Below are 13,547 nucleotides of genomic sequence, written 5' to 3'. Positions count from 1 at the left end.
GTGGAGAAAGCACCGGCCGGAGAGAAAGAGGCAGTCAGTTCACGTCGATCCGGTGCCCCTCGTCGGCGTCGACGGCGTCGAGCGGGACCGTCACGGTGAGGACGCCGTTCCGGTACGTCGCGGACGCGTCTTCGGTGCGGGCGGTCGCGGGGAGGTCGATAGTGCGGGTGACGGACTCGTGGCGCCGCTCGCGTCGGAGGTACCGCCGGTCGGCGTCCTCGCGCTCCGCGTCGCGCTCGGCCGCGATCGTGAGCCGGTCGTCGTCGACGCGGACGTCGATCCCGTCGCGGTCGAAGCCCGGCAGGTCGGCGGTGACGACGAACTCGTCGTCGTACTCGGCGACGTCGACGTCGGCGGTCCGGAGGTCGCGGCCCCAGGCCCGCTCGCCCGCGAAGGGCGTGCGGCCGAGGAACTGCTCGATCTCGTCGAAGGGATTCGTCGTGTTCATGGAAACAGAAAGGCGCCGTGAGGTATTAAACAGCGACTGAGACGTGCTATCTCGCGGTCGCGGCCGAGTCCGACACCGAGCGCGGCGCGGCCGGAGTTCAGCTGACGTCGATCGTGTGCCCGCGGTCGTCGTCCGGCGAGCGCTTGGGGAGCGTGACGGTGAGCACGCCGGCGTCGAAGGAGGCCGTCGCCGCGTCCGCCTCGACGGGCTCCGGGATCGGGATCCGGCGGGAAACGGACCTGAGGCGGCGTTCGCGTCGGTGGTAGCGGACCTCGTCGTCGGCCTCGTGTGCGCCGTCGGCCGCGTCGCCCGCGGCTTCCGCGTCGGTCTCACCGGGCTTACCGGCCTCGCCGCCGTCGTCCGCGCCGGCGACGTCGAACTCGGTCGCCTCCTCGCGGGATCCGGTGATTACGAGCGCGTCGTCGCGGAACTCGACGTCGACGTCGTCGGCGTCGAACCCGGGGAGGTCGGCGACGACGACGATCGACTCGTCGTCCTCGATCACGTCGACGTCGACGTCGCGGGCGCCGGGGAACCGCGGGACCTCGGGTCCGGTCCCCTCCAGCGTGCCGCCGAGCTCCTCGAACTCGCGGCCCATCCGTTCGAGCAGGTCCTCGATCTCGTCGAAGGGATCGCGTCGTGTCATGCGGGTCAGGATTCGAGACGGAGCGTCTTGAACGTACTGGCGACCCCGACGCCGTGAGGCAGGCGTGGGCGGGCGACAGACACTATCCGCTGGCGCCCCAGACGATCGTATGCGCCTGTTCTGGCACCGAGGCGACGCGCGGACCCGGGACAACGCCGGGCTCGCCGCCGCGGCCCGAGACGGGGAAGTCGTGCCGGCGTTCGTGTACGATTCCGACCTGCTCGCGACGGTCGGCGCGCGTCAGCGCGCCCTGTTCCTCCGCAACGTGAAGGACTTGGAGGCGCGGTACCGTGAACTCGGAAGCGACCTGTTCGTCCGCGCGGGCGACCCGGAGGATGTCCTCGTCGACCTCGCCGCGGAGTACGACGCGGAGACGGTGTACTACAACGACCACTACCGGCCCGCCCGCCGGAACCGGCAGCGCGCGGTCGAGGACGCGCTCGCCGGCGCGGGCGTCGAGACGGAGTCGCGGACCGACCTCGTGTTAGTGGACCCCGGCCGATTGGAGGAGCGCTACCCGAACCACAGCCGGTTTCACGACGACTGGGAGGCGGTGCCGAAGCGCGGACCGTACGCGGAGCCGGAGCCCGACGACCTCGCCGACGTGCGCGACGGGAAGACGGTCCCCGAGCCCGACGCCGACATCGACCTCCCGGACGCGGGGTACGAGGCCGCGCGCGAGCGCTTCGACGAGTTCCTCGACAACGGGATCGCCTCGTACAACGACACCCGCGACGACCTCGCCCGGGCCGTCGAGGCCCCGACGCACGCGGTCTCCCGGATGTCGCCGTACCTCGCGACCGGCGCGGTCGGGATCCGGGAGGTGTGGGCGGACGCGAACGACGCCTACGACGCCGCGACCGGCGGCGAGCGCCGCAACGTCGACAAGTACCGGTACGAGCTGTCGTGGCGCGAGCAGATGTACCACCTGCTGTACTACAACCCCGACCTCGCCGTCTCGAACTACGTGTCGTTTCCGAACGAGATCGCGTGGCGAGAGTCGGACGCGGACTTCGAGGCGTGGTGCCGAGGCGAGACCGGCTACCCGCTCGTCGACGCCGGGATGCGGCAGCTGAACGAGGAGGGGTACGTCCACAACCGCCCGCGGCAGGTCGTCGCGAGCTTCCTGACGAAACACCTCCTGATCGACTGGCGGCGCGGCGCGCGCTACTTCACCAAGCAGCTGATCGACCACGACTACGCCTCGAACCACGGCGCCTGGCAGTGGACCGCCTCGACGGGCACCGACTCCGTCGACGTGCGGATCTTCGATCCGGTGAGCCAGATGAGCAAATACGACGCGGACGCGCGCTTCGTGAAGGCGTACGTCCCCGAACTGGCGGACGTGCCGGCCGGGAAGGTCGTCGACTGGCCGACGCTCTCGCGGACGGAACGCGAGGAGCTGGCGCCCGACTACCCGCACCCGATCGTCGACCGGAACGAGGGGTACGAACGGGCGCAGCGCGTCTTCGAAGAGGCGCTCGGGAAGCGCTGAGCGGGGCGCGGATCGAGGCGGGAACGGGGTTCCGTATCCGAGTTCTTATCACGCGACCGGGCGAACACCGCCGGCATGTCCCCAGTCACGATCGACGACGTCGAGGCCGCCGCCGAGCGGCTCGCCGGCACCGATATCGTCCAGCGCACGCCCGTCGAGCGGAGCCGGTCGCTGAGCGAGCGGTGCGGGGCCGACGTGCGCCTCAAGATGGAGCACCTCCAGCGCACCGGCTCGTTCAAGACGCGCGGCGCGTACAACGCGATCTCGCGGGCGGTCGCCGGCTCGGGCGAGGGGAGCGACGAGCCCGTGATCGAGCGCGTCGTGGCCGCGAGCGCGGGTAACCACGCCCAGGGGGTGGCGCTGGCGGCCGCCGACGCCGGGATCGACGCGACGATCGTGATGCCGGAGTCGGCGCCGGCGGCGAAGATCGAGGCCACCCGCGCGTACGGCGCCGAGGTGGTCCTCCGCGGGAGCGCGTTCCCCGAGGCGATGGAGCACGCGCGGACGCTGACCGACGACCCCGGGACGCGGTTCGTCCACGCGTTCGACGACCCGGACGTAGTCGCCGGCCAGGGGACGCTCGGCCTGGAGGTGCTCGATCAGGTCCCCGACGCCGACACCGTCCTCGTCCCCGTGGGCGGCGGCGGGCTCGCCGGCGGCGTCGCGACCGCGGTGAAGGCGCGCTCGCCCGAGACGCGCGTGGTAGGGGTCCAGACGGAGGGCGCCTCCACGCTCTCGGAGAACCTCGCGGCCGGCGAGCTCGTGACGCGCGACGAGCCCGATACGATCGCGGACGGGATCGCGACCGGCGGGCTGAGCGAGCTCACCTTCGGCCTGCTCGACGAACACCTCGATAGCGTGGTCGTCGTGAGCGACGACGACGTGGCGAGCGCGATCCTGCTGATCTTGGAGCGCGCGAAGCAGATGGTCGAGGGCGCGGGCGCGACCGCCGCTGCCGCCCTGCTGAACGACGACGCGGTCGCCGACCTCGACCTCGCGGGCGACACCGTCGTCTCCCTGCTCTGTGGCGGCAACATCGACGTGACGACGCTGAAGGAAGTGGTGACCCACGCGCTCGTCGACCGCGGCCAGCTGATCGAGCTCTCCGTCCGCATCGACGACACGCCCGGGACGATGGGCGAGATAGCCACCCTGATCGGCGGGGAGCGCGCGAACATCCGGACGGTGCGCCACGAGCGCAGCCGCCCGGACCTGCCGGTGGGCGACGCCGACCTCGTGTTCAAGGTGGAGACGAACGGCCCCGCGCACGTCGATCGCGTCCTGAACGCGGTGCGCGAAGCGGGGTACGAGGTGGCGTGGACGACGCGGGAGGGGTGAGAGGCGGGATCGGTGATTTATAAATAGAACTGCGGTGGCGCGTGCCTGCGAGGCCGCCTCGCGGCCGAGCAGCACGCGCGAGGGAGTCAGTCGCCGGAGCGAAGCGACGGCGACTGACGAGGTTGGGGAGGTGTGAGGCTGCGGTGCGGTCGCGGGCGGGACTCAAAGGGGCAGCCGCGAGGCGGGCGCAGGCGACACAAGCACCGCAGGGAGCGAACGAAGTGAGCGACCGAGGAGCGCAGCGAGCGTGCGCCCGCCTCGCGGCTGGGGCTTTGGCGGTGTTCGCCGCCGATCTGCGGTTAACCATTTATAAGCGAGCGGCTGGGGCTTTGGAGGTGTTCGCCGCCGATCCGCGGTCGGTCTTTTATAAGCGAGCGGCTGGGGCTTTGGCAGTGTTCGCCGCCGATCCGCGGTTAACCATTTATAAGCGAGCGACTGGGGCTTTGGTGGTGTTCGCCGCCGATCCGCGGTTAACCATTTATAAGTGATCGACTGGAGATTCGGCGGAGTCCGTCACCGGTCCGGCGTCAACACCGACGATTCACTCGCGAACGGTCGAACCGTCGGAAGATTAGTCGTCCTCGTCGTCTCGCTCGATCCGACGATTTAAAACGCGCACCCCGGCAACCACGTCGTAATGAGTCTCGTCGTCACCGACACCTTGGAAGACGAGCGCGTCGAGTTCACGGCCGACGGCGACGTCACGCTGTACGTCTGCGGCCTGACGGTGTCGGACGACCCCCACCTCGGCCACGCCCGGCTGTGGTTCCACGCCGACGTCCTCCACCGGTGGCTCGAACACGAGGGGTACGACGTTCGCCACGTCGAGAACGTCACCGACGTCAACGAGAAGATCACGGCCCGCGTCGGCGAGCGCGACGAGTGGGCCGCCGAGCGCGACGTGGCCGAGACGTTCACGGCGAGCGTCTTCGACGCGATGCGCGGGCTGAACCTCAAGCGCGCCGAGGTGTACCCCCGCGTCACCGAGCACGTCCCGGAGATCGTCGACCTGACGGAGACGCTGATCGAGAAGGGGTACGCCTACGAGGCGAACGGCTCCGTCTACTTCGACGTGACGAGCTTCGACGGGTACGGGAAGCTTTCGAATCAGGACCTCGACGCGCTCGAAGCGCAGGGCGAGCCGGACGAGCGCTCGGAGAAGCGCAACCCCGCTGACTTCGCCCTCTGGAAGGCGGACGGCGTGAGCGAGGCCGCGGCGCGCGAGCACGCCAAACACGACCACGGCGCCGAGACGCCGAGCGGCGAGACGTGGGAATCGCCGTGGAGCGAGGGGCGCCCGGGCTGGCACGTCGAGTGCTCGGCGATGTCGACGGCGCACCTCGGGGAGACGCTCGACATCCACATGGGCGGCCGCGACCTCGTCTTCCCGCACCACGAGAACGAGATCGCGCAGTCGGAGGCCGCGACCGGCGAGGCGTTCGCGCGCCACTGGCTCCACGTCGGGCTCTTAGAGATGGACGGCGAGAAGATGTCCTCCTCGATCGGCAACTTCTGGACCGTGCCGGACGCCCTCGACGAACTCGGCGTCAACGTCGTCCGGACCTTCTACGCCGGCGCCGCCTACCGCTCCGAGCAGGCGCTCACCGAGGAGACGATCGCCGAGGCCGAGGAGCGCTGGGAGCGCCTCTCGCGCACCTACGACCGAGCGGTCGACGCGCTCGACTCGACCGACGCCCGCGCGAAGGCGGCGGACGACGACCTCCGCGAGGCGGTCGCGACCGCGCGCGACGAGTTCGCGACCGCGATGAACGACGACCTCAACCTCCGGGAGGCGACCGCCGCGCTCTTGGACCTCACCGACGCGGTGAACCGCCACGTCGACGCGGTCAACGCCGACGCCAACAGCGACGCCGCCTACGACTACCGCGGCCTCCGCGAGGCGGTCGAGGCGTTCGAGGAACTGGGCGGCGACGTGCTCGGGCTCCAGTTCGAGTCGGCCAGCGACGGCGACGTGGACCTCGCCGGCGAGCTGGTCGAGCTCGTCTTGGACGTGCGTGAGGCCGAGCGCGAGGCCGGCAACTACGAGCGCGCCGACGAGCTGCGGGACGCGCTCCGCGAGGTCGGCGTCGAGATCGAGGACGGCCCGGACGGCGCGACGTACCGATTCGAGTAATACGGAACTTCGTGCTTCGCCGGCGAGGTCGTCGGTGCGGTGACAGTAGCGAAAATCGCGGCCGTTCGCTTATAAACTGCTGCTGACGGATCCACCGCGAACGCCTCCAAAGCCCCAGCCGCGAGGGCGACGTACGCTCGCTGCGCGCTTCACTCGGTCGCTCACTCCGTTCGCTCCCTCGTTCCAGTGCTTGCGTCGCCTACGTCGCCCTCGCGGCTGCCTCTTTGAGTCCCGCCCCGCACCGCACCGCACCGCAACCGCGCCTCACGCCTCCCCAGCCTCGTCAGCCGGCCTCCGCTTCGCTCCGGCCGGCTGACTCCCTCGCACGCGCTCCTCACGGCCGCCGAAGGCGGCCGCTCGGAGGCGCGCGCCACCGCACCGCCGCGTCCATTTATAAATGGACGCCATCGTCGGAGCTGTCCATTTAAATATCGGATCGGCGGTGTCGAGTCGCCGCCTTCCGTGGCTCAGGCTTCAGTCGAGTACGTGTTCGGTGTCGTATGACCCGAGCACCTTGACCCAGCCGTTGTCCGCGATGGCCTCGACGTCCTCGACCGCCTTCGCCATGTGGTCCTCGTAGAGGCCGGCGTCCACGTCGAAGTGGAACAGGTAGTCGCCGAGGCGCTCGCCGCTCGGGCGCGACTCGATCCGCGAGAGGTTGAGGTTGCGGTCGGCGAACGCCTCCAGCAGTTCGAGCAGGAGGCCGGGGTAGTTCGCGTTCGGGTAGACGATCAGGGTCGTCTTGCCGCCGGCGTCGGAGCGCGCGGATTCGGGCGCGACGACGAGGAAACGCGTCGCGTTGGAGGTGCGGTCCTGGATGTCCGCCGCGAGGATGTCGAGGTCGTCGCCGGCGTTGTCGGGGTGGCCGATCCCGGCGACGCGGGCGTCCTCGCGGGCGCGCTCGACCCCGCGGGCGGTGGAGGCGACCGCTTCGAGGCCGGCGTCCGGGTAGTTGGCCTCGAGCCAGTTGCGACACTGCGCGAGCGCCTGCGAGTGGCTCGCGACGACCTCGAAGGAGTCGTCCTGCGCGAGGAGAGCGTGCCGGATCGGCGTGACGACCTCGCGGGTCACCGCCACGTCGTAGTCGGCGAGCGCGTCGAGGCTCTCCGTGACGGAGCCCTCGATGCTGTTCTCGATGGGGACGACCCCCCGCTCGAACTCGCCGCTCGCGACGGCGTCGACGATGTCCGTGACCGATTCCCGGAACGACACCTCGGCGGCGACGGCGCGCGCGGCGCGGTGCGAGTACGTGCCGGCGGGGCCCAGCGTGACGGCGTTCATTACCCCACCGTACCGGGGGCGGTGAGAAAAGCCTGCGGGGCGCGGCGATGTTTCCGGAGCGCGTCGGCGGAACCTCCGCGGCGGTCACTCCTCGTCCGGCTCGGTCGGGACGCCGCCGAGGTTCCCCTCGTCGTCGAACAGCTTCGCCCGGAGGAAGCGCGTCCGGTAGCGGTTCGCGCCCTCCTTCGTGTCGGCCTCGCGGATCTCGTCGATCCGACCGTCCGCGACCGCGTCGATGATCGCCTCGACCTGTTCCTTCTCGCTCGGGGTCAGGTCGAACTCGTAGGTGCGGGGCTGTTCACTCTCCAGCCGCGTCCACTTGCGCGCGGCCGACACGACCACGGAGCAGGGCTCGCGGCAGGGGAAGGCGCCGTCGCCGCCGTCGACGTCGAGGTCCGTCTCGTCGTCGTACTCCCACTCGCGGCGCTTCAGGCACTGGGAGTCGTCGCAGCACGCCTCCGCGACCCAGTTGACGTGTTCGTGGCCCTCGCCGCGGTCCCACGTCTTCACGACGCCGTAGATGCCCGACTGGCGCTCCATCGTCTCGCGCCAGTGGGTCACGTCGAGCCCGCCCTCGCGCTCGCGGTGCCAGTTGGCGACCGTCGCCGGGTAGATCGTCTCCACCGTCTCGTAGAGGTCGCGCGGGCCCAGATCGGGGAACACCCAGCCGCCGGCCAGCGACGGCGCCGTCTTGAGCGGCCGGTACCGACCCTTCTCGTCGTACGTGACCAGCTTGCGCGCGTCGAGCGGGTCCTCGTGAGCCTCCAACTCGTCGACCGGAACGCCGGCGTCGTCGGCGTGGCGCACGTCGTAGCGGCGCTCGCCGCGGTCGGTGACCGTCGCCGTAATCTTCAGTTCACCCCACGCGCGCTCGATTCCCTCGGCGAGGGCCGCGTACCGGGTCGCCACGGTCTCGCCGTCGGCGTCCTCGATCCAGCGGAGGAAGGCGCGGCGCGGCCCGAACTCCCCGACGACGCGCTCGAAGGCGTACCAGTCCGTGACCGCCGGGGCGCGCTCCGACAGTTCCTCGTGGAGGTCGCGCTCGTCGAGGGGGGTCGAACTGTCACCGTCGGCGAGGACGTACTCCCCCTCGTCGTCGCGCTCCACGCTGAACCCCTCGAACCGGAGGGGCTCGCCCGGGTCACGGTCGTCGAGCGCGTCGAGGACCGCGTCGAAGGCGTCGGCCGGGAGGTCGATCTCGGGGGCTTCCGGGTCGGTCTCGGGGGCGTCGCCGCTCGCCTCGCCCTCGTCGGTCGCGTCGGAGGTGGGTTCCGCCACGCTCAGTCCCCCGTGGCGACGCGGGTCGTCTCGCGCACGTCGTCGAGCGCGGTCCCGAGGTCGGCGCCGGCGTCGGCCGCGCGCTCCAAGACCACGTCGGCCATGAGCGGCTCCGTCCCCACGGCGCCCGCGTACCAGATCCGGGTGCCGTCGACCGTCTCGGGCACGTCGTACCCCTCGGTGTGGTCCTCGCAGAGCCCCACGTCCTCCGGGATGTCCTCCTGGGTGTGGTAGCCGTCGGCGATGAAGAGGGGAACGAGGACGACGTCGTCGCTTTCGAAGTGCTCGGGGAGGTCGTCGACCTCGGGGTCCTCGTCCATGTACAGCGCCTTCACCTCGTCGAAGCGGTCGCGCTCGGCGATCCGGTCGGCGTGGTACTCGATCGCCTTCGCGGAGTTCTCGTTGCGCTCGGTGCCGTGGCCGACGACCGCGAGCCCGAACCCCTCGCCCACGTCGGGGTCGTCCGTGACCGACTCGGCGCGCCGGACGATCACGTCGGTCATCGCGCGGTGGGTCCCGACCGGGCCGCAGTAGTGGACCTCGCGGTCGATGTCCTCGGCGACGAGGGTGGCCTGATCGGCGGAGAGGCCGTCGGAGTCCCACTCCGAGACGTCCCACCCGGCGAGCCGGAGCTCGCGGGGGATCACCTGCTCGGTGAAGTACCCCTCCGAGACGAACAGCGGGACGACGTATATCTCGTCGCCCTCGACGGTGCGGAGCACCTCTCGGAAGTGCGGTTCCTCCTTCCAGAACCCGGTGCGGACCTCGTCGAAGGCACCGGTGGCGCGGATCGTGTCGGCGTGGTCGTACGTCGGCGCGCTCGACTCGGGGTTGAGGTGGGAGCCGTGCGCGACGATGACGAGCGACTGCATACCCGATCTGGGGCCGCGCCGCTCTTAGGGACTTCGGAGGCTGCGAGGCGGCGGGAACTCGGTCCGTCGCCGGCGAGCGATCCGCGCGTTCCGGCGAACGCCCGACCGAAACGATCTTGCCCGCCCGACGCGCAGCCCCGCGCATGTCGCTGGCAGCCGAGACGCGGGAGGCGGTCAGAGCGCGCCCGTTCGTCCGCGACGCGCTCCGCGCCGGACTGGTGAACCACAGCGCCGCGGCGACGTGGCTCGCCGAGCGGGCCGACCTCGACGGCGACCCGGACGCGGTCGCGGCCGCGCTCCGCCGCTTCCGGGAGGACCTCCCGCCGTACGAGACCGAGTCCCGGACCGCGAGCGTCACCATGCGGAGCGGGGTAGACGTGGTCGACGACGGGACCACGACGAACGACGGAGCGGGGCGCGACGAGACCGACGCCGGCCCCCTCCTCCGCGTCGGCGACGCGGCGGTCGTCGAGGGCGGCGACCGCACGGCGATCCTCGCGACCGGCGACGTCGACGGCGCGGCGCTGGCGGACGCGCTCGGCCGGCTCGCCGCCGCGGACGTGGAGGTCGCGGCCGCGGGGGTGGCGGGCGACGCGCTCGTCTGCGTCGTCTCCCGGCGCGACGGAGCGAACGCGGTGCGGGTGGTTGAGGCGGCGCTGGAGGCGGTGCCGGTCGAGGAGAACTGACCGCCCGCCGCGACCGGACCGATCCTGTCCGGGACGGCCTTTTTGCCCCTCTCGCTCCCAGCCGATCGCGTGTTGCTCACGACCGCCTTCGTCCTCCACGTGCTCTCCGGGGCGCTGTGGACCGGCGCGACGCTGTACGTCGTCTACGCGACCCTACCGCGGGCGACCGACGGGACGCTCGGCCGCGCCGCGTTCGTCGACGCCGCGCACCGGCTCCTCATGGTCACGCGCTGGACCGGCGTGATCCTCCCGGTCACCGGCGCGTACATGGTCTGGCGGCTGTACACGCCGCTGGAGGCCCTCGCGACGACCGGCCGAGGGTGGGCCGTCCTCGCGATGCTGTCGCTGTGGGGCGTCATGAATGGACTCGTCGAACTCGGGGTCCTCCGGATGCGCCGCGAGATCGACCCCGACCTCGGCTGGGGACGCTACATGGCCGAGGGGTTCCCGGTCGACGCGCTCGCCGGGGTCGGCGGCGTCCCCGGGTCCGCCCGACTGGCGTCCGTCGCCCGACCCTACCTGCTGGCGAGCGGCGGCCTCGCCGTTCTGCTGCTCGTCGACGCCGCGCTCCTCGCCGGCGGGATCCCGGGGTGACGAGCCGCTGCCGAAGAAGTATATAAATGAGGGCGAAACGGCGTTCGCGAACCGAGAGAGATCAATGCTAACTCCCCGCATGAATTGGAACCGATAGCCGCGGAGTCGCGTGGTTTTCGTCGAGAGCTGCCGGCGACGGCCGAGCGCGTCCGGCCGCCCCTCACCGAGAGGTTTATATAGAATCACAATCAATCAAACGCTGTATGAGTCAGCGAATGCAGCAGGGCCAGCCGATGATCATCATGGGCGAGGACGCCCAGCGCGTCCAGGACAAGGACGCACAGGAGTACAACATCTCCGCGGCGCGCGGCGTCGCCGAGTCCGTCCGCTCGACGCTCGGACCGAAGGGGATGGACAAGATGCTCGTCAACTCGATGGGCGACGTCACCATCACCAACGACGGCGTCACCATCCTCCAGGAGATGGACATCGACAACCCGACCGCCGAGATGGTCGTCGAGGTCGCCGAGACCCAGGAGGACGAGGCCGGCGACGGGACGACCAGCGCGGTCGCCATCGCGGGCGAGCTGCTGAAGAACGCCGAGGACCTCCTCGAACAGGATATCCACCCGACCGCGGTGATCAAGGGGTTCAACCTCGCGAGCGAGTACGCCCGCGAGCAGGTCGACGAGGTCGCGACCGCCGTCGACCCCGACGACACGGAGACGCTGCGTAACGTCGCCGAGACGTCGATGACGGGCAAGGGCGCCGAGCTCGACAAGGACGTGCTCGCCGACCTCGTCGTCCGCGCGGTACAGGGCGTCACCGTCGAGGCCGACGACGGCTCCCACGTGGTCGACCTCGCGAACCTCAACATCGAGACGCGCACCGGCCGCGCGGCGGGCGAGTCCCGCCTGCTCACCGGTGCGGCGATCGACAAGGACCCGGTCCACGAGGACATGCCGACCGACTTCGAGGACGCGAACGTCCTCCTCCTCAACGACCCCATCGAGGTCGAGGAGGCGGACGTCGACACCTCGGTCAACGTCGACTCCCCGGACCAGCTCCAGAAGTTCCTCGACCAGGAGGAAGAGCAGCTCCGCGAGAAGGTCGATCAGATCGTCGACTCGGGCGCCGACGTCGTCTTCTGTCAGAAGGGCATCGACGACCTCGCGCAGCACTACCTCGCGAAGGAGGGCATTCTGGCGGTCCGCCGCACGAAGAAGTCCGACCTGACGTTCCTGAAGAACGTCCTCGGCGCGCCGATCGTCACCGACCTCGACTCGCTTTCCGCCGACGACCTCGCGGTCGGCTCGATCGAGCGCGACGACGACGAGGAGCTGTTCTACGTCGAGGGCGAGGACGCCCACGGCGTCACGCTCCTCCTGTACGGCACCACCGACCACGTCGTCGACGAGCTCGAACGCGGCATTCAGGACGCGCTCGACGTCGTCTCGACGACCGTCTCCGACGGGCGCACCCTGCCCGGCGGCGGCGCGGTCGAGGTCGAGATCGCGCGCCGCCTGCGCGACTACGCCGACTCCGTCGAGGGGCGCGAGCAGCTCGCCGTCGAGGCGTTCGCCGACTCCCTCGAACTGATCCCGCGCGTGCTCGCCGAGAACGCGGGCCTCGACGCGATCGACCTGCTGGTCGACCTGCGCGCGGCCCACGAGGCGGGCGACCAGAACGCCGGGCTCGACGTGTTCGCCGGCGAGGTCGTCAACACGGCCGACGCGGGCGTCGTCGAGACGGCGCACGCGAAGGAGCAGGCGATCTCGTCCGCGGCCGAGGCGGCGAACCTCGTGCTGAAAATCGACGACATCATCTCGGCGGGCGACCTCTCGACGTCGGGCGGCGACGACGAGGGCGGCGCCCCCGGCGGCGGTATGGGCGGCATGGGCGGCATGGGCGGTGCGATGTAAGCGAGGTTCCGTAGGAACCACCCCACCCACGCCGACCGCGACCGCTTCGACGACCGCCCCGTTCGAACGCTCCGATTTTCCCCCGTTTTCGCGCACCGTCCGATAGCGTCCGCCAGACCCGAGTACGCGACCCGGGCGCTCCCGGCCGCCCGTGCGTGCCGGACGCATCTGCGGCCGCACCTCTTTACGGGTCCATCCCCTATACGGCGGTGATGGCGAACCTAACGCTCTACGAGCTCGAAGGCTGTCCGTACTGCGCGAAGGTCAAGACGAAGCTCGCAGACCTCGATCTGGAGTACGACTCCGTGATGGTGCCGCGCTCGCACGGCGAGCGCACGGAGGTCGAGGAGGTCTCCGGACAGACCGGCGTCCCCGTCCTCGTCGACGAGGAGCACGGGGTCGAGGGGATGCCCGAGAGCGACGACATCGTCGAGTACCTCGAGGAGACGTACGGGAGCGCGAGCTAAGCGCCGACGCGATCGGCGGCGCGAGCTGAGCCGACGCCGACCGAACGAGAGGCTATTTATCCGCCCGCGGCGAGATGGCGGCTGTGCGACTCGTCCACAGTCCGGAGTCGGGACGCAACGGAGGCGAGACCGTCCTCGCGAGCGACGTCGAGGTCGCGCGCTCGACGCTCGAACAGGCTCGAGGCCTGATGTTCCGGCGTTCGATCCCCGACGACTACGGTCTGGTATTCCCGTTCGACGAGGCCGACACGCAGTGGCTCCACATGCTGTTCGTCCCGTTCGCGATCGACGCGGTGTGGCTCGCCGACGGCGAGGTGACGGCGAAAAAGCGGCTCGCGCCGTTCGTCGGACTGGGTCGCGGCCGCGCCGACACCGTCGTCGAGCTGCCGGCGGGCGTGGCGGAGTCGGTGGCGGTCGGCGACGAACTGCGGCTGGTGGAGTGACCG

13 protein-coding genes are annotated in these 13,547 nt (G+C 70.5%); 8 read left to right on the top strand and 5 right to left on the bottom strand.

What is annotated here, in order from left to right; all coding sequences use genetic code 11:
- Positions 1-34: 34 nt before the first annotated feature.
- Positions 35-448, bottom strand: a complete 414-nt coding sequence (gene hsp14, locus DVK07_RS01960; RefSeq protein ID WP_121595471.1) for an archaeal heat shock protein Hsp14 — start codon at positions 446-448, stop codon at positions 35-37.
- Between the two features lie 97 nt (positions 449-545).
- Entirely contained in the window at positions 546-1,094 is a 549-nt protein-coding gene (locus DVK07_RS01955) for an Hsp20/alpha crystallin family protein (RefSeq protein WP_121595470.1), read from the bottom strand.
- 109 nt (positions 1,095-1,203) lie between these two features.
- Between DVK07_RS01955 and DVK07_RS01950 the strand changes: the two genes are divergently transcribed.
- The 3 genes from DVK07_RS01950 to cysS all read left to right on the top strand — a co-directional run bounded on the left by DVK07_RS01950 (position 1,204) and on the right by cysS (position 6,061).
- Entirely contained in the window at positions 1,204-2,589 is a 1,386-nt protein-coding gene (locus DVK07_RS01950) for a deoxyribodipyrimidine photo-lyase (RefSeq protein WP_121595469.1), read from the top strand.
- Between the two features lie 75 nt (positions 2,590-2,664).
- Positions 2,665-3,927, top strand: coding sequence for a threonine ammonia-lyase (gene ilvA, locus DVK07_RS01945; RefSeq protein WP_121595468.1), 1,263 nt, complete (start codon positions 2,665-2,667; stop codon positions 3,925-3,927).
- 637 nt (positions 3,928-4,564) lie between these two features.
- Entirely contained in the window at positions 4,565-6,061 is a 1,497-nt protein-coding gene (gene cysS / locus DVK07_RS01940; protein WP_121595467.1) for a cysteine--tRNA ligase, read from the top strand.
- A 474-nt stretch (positions 6,062-6,535) separates the two neighbouring features.
- Here the strand turns inward: cysS and pheA are convergent, their stop codons facing one another.
- The 3 genes from pheA to DVK07_RS01925 all read right to left on the bottom strand — a co-directional run bounded on the left by pheA (position 6,536) and on the right by DVK07_RS01925 (position 9,492).
- Positions 6,536-7,342, bottom strand: coding sequence for a prephenate dehydratase (pheA, locus tag DVK07_RS01935; RefSeq protein ID WP_121595466.1), 807 nt, complete (start codon positions 7,340-7,342; stop codon positions 6,536-6,538).
- Between the two features lie 84 nt (positions 7,343-7,426).
- Positions 7,427-8,620 (bottom strand): DR2241 family protein, encoded by a 1,194-nt coding sequence (locus DVK07_RS01930; protein WP_121595465.1) that lies wholly within the window; start codon positions 8,618-8,620, stop codon positions 7,427-7,429.
- A 2-nt stretch (positions 8,621-8,622) separates the two neighbouring features.
- Positions 8,623-9,492 (bottom strand): CbiX/SirB N-terminal domain-containing protein, encoded by an 870-nt coding sequence (locus tag DVK07_RS01925; protein WP_121595464.1) that lies wholly within the window; start codon positions 9,490-9,492, stop codon positions 8,623-8,625.
- Positions 9,493-9,635: 143 nt separating this feature from the next.
- On the opposite strand from DVK07_RS01925, the gene DVK07_RS01920 reads away from it, so the two are divergent.
- The 5 genes from DVK07_RS01920 (at position 9,636) to DVK07_RS01900 (ending at position 13,544) form a co-directional block, all read left to right on the top strand.
- Complete coding sequence (locus tag DVK07_RS01920; RefSeq protein ID WP_121595463.1) at positions 9,636-10,178, top strand: hypothetical protein; 543 nt, start codon at positions 9,636-9,638, stop codon at positions 10,176-10,178.
- A 69-nt stretch (positions 10,179-10,247) separates the two neighbouring features.
- Complete coding sequence (locus DVK07_RS01915; RefSeq protein ID WP_121595462.1) at positions 10,248-10,772, top strand: copper resistance protein CopD; 525 nt, start codon at positions 10,248-10,250, stop codon at positions 10,770-10,772.
- Between the two features lie 215 nt (positions 10,773-10,987).
- The gene (gene thsB, locus DVK07_RS01910; protein WP_121595577.1) at positions 10,988-12,634 is read left to right on the top strand and encodes a thermosome subunit beta; all 1,647 of its coding nucleotides are present in this window, start codon (positions 10,988-10,990) and stop codon (positions 12,632-12,634) included.
- A 212-nt stretch (positions 12,635-12,846) separates the two neighbouring features.
- Positions 12,847-13,101 (top strand): glutathione S-transferase N-terminal domain-containing protein, encoded by a 255-nt coding sequence (locus DVK07_RS01905; RefSeq protein ID WP_121595461.1) that lies wholly within the window; start codon positions 12,847-12,849, stop codon positions 13,099-13,101.
- A gap of 74 nt (positions 13,102-13,175) precedes the next feature.
- Positions 13,176-13,544 (top strand): DUF192 domain-containing protein, encoded by a 369-nt coding sequence (locus DVK07_RS01900; protein WP_121595460.1) that lies wholly within the window; start codon positions 13,176-13,178, stop codon positions 13,542-13,544.
- The last annotated feature ends 3 nt before the right edge of the window (positions 13,545-13,547 follow it).

It is taken from the genome of Halorubrum sp. Atlit-26R (genome assembly GCF_003666015.1).
Classification (GTDB): domain Archaea; phylum Halobacteriota; class Halobacteria; order Halobacteriales; family Haloferacaceae; genus Halorubrum.
The sequence above is the reverse complement of the archived record's forward strand: the minus strand, read 5'-3'. Positions and strand labels throughout refer to the sequence as shown.

Excerpts from the sequence above, each read along its gene's own strand:
- hsp14 (WP_121595471.1), bottom strand. The coding sequence starts at position 448 with ATGAACACGACGAATCCCTTCGACGAGATCGAGCAGTTCCTCGGCCGC.
- DVK07_RS01955 (WP_121595470.1), bottom strand. The coding sequence starts at position 1,094 with ATGACACGACGCGATCCCTTCGACGAGATCGAGGACCTGCTCGAACGG.
- DVK07_RS01950 (WP_121595469.1), top strand. The coding sequence starts at position 1,204 with ATGCGCCTGTTCTGGCACCGAGGCGACGCGCGGACCCGGGACAACGCC.
- ilvA (WP_121595468.1), top strand. The coding sequence starts at position 2,665 with ATGTCCCCAGTCACGATCGACGACGTCGAGGCCGCCGCCGAGCGGCTC.
- cysS (WP_121595467.1), top strand. The coding sequence starts at position 4,565 with ATGAGTCTCGTCGTCACCGACACCTTGGAAGACGAGCGCGTCGAGTTC.
- pheA (WP_121595466.1), bottom strand. The coding sequence starts at position 7,342 with ATGAACGCCGTCACGCTGGGCCCCGCCGGCACGTACTCGCACCGCGCC.
- DVK07_RS01925 (WP_121595464.1), bottom strand. The coding sequence starts at position 9,492 with ATGCAGTCGCTCGTCATCGTCGCGCACGGCTCCCACCTCAACCCCGAG.
- DVK07_RS01920 (WP_121595463.1), top strand. The coding sequence starts at position 9,636 with ATGTCGCTGGCAGCCGAGACGCGGGAGGCGGTCAGAGCGCGCCCGTTC.
- thsB (WP_121595577.1), top strand. The coding sequence starts at position 10,988 with ATGCAGCAGGGCCAGCCGATGATCATCATGGGCGAGGACGCCCAGCGC.
- DVK07_RS01905 (WP_121595461.1), top strand. The coding sequence starts at position 12,847 with ATGGCGAACCTAACGCTCTACGAGCTCGAAGGCTGTCCGTACTGCGCG.
- DVK07_RS01900 (WP_121595460.1), top strand. The coding sequence starts at position 13,176 with ATGGCGGCTGTGCGACTCGTCCACAGTCCGGAGTCGGGACGCAACGGA.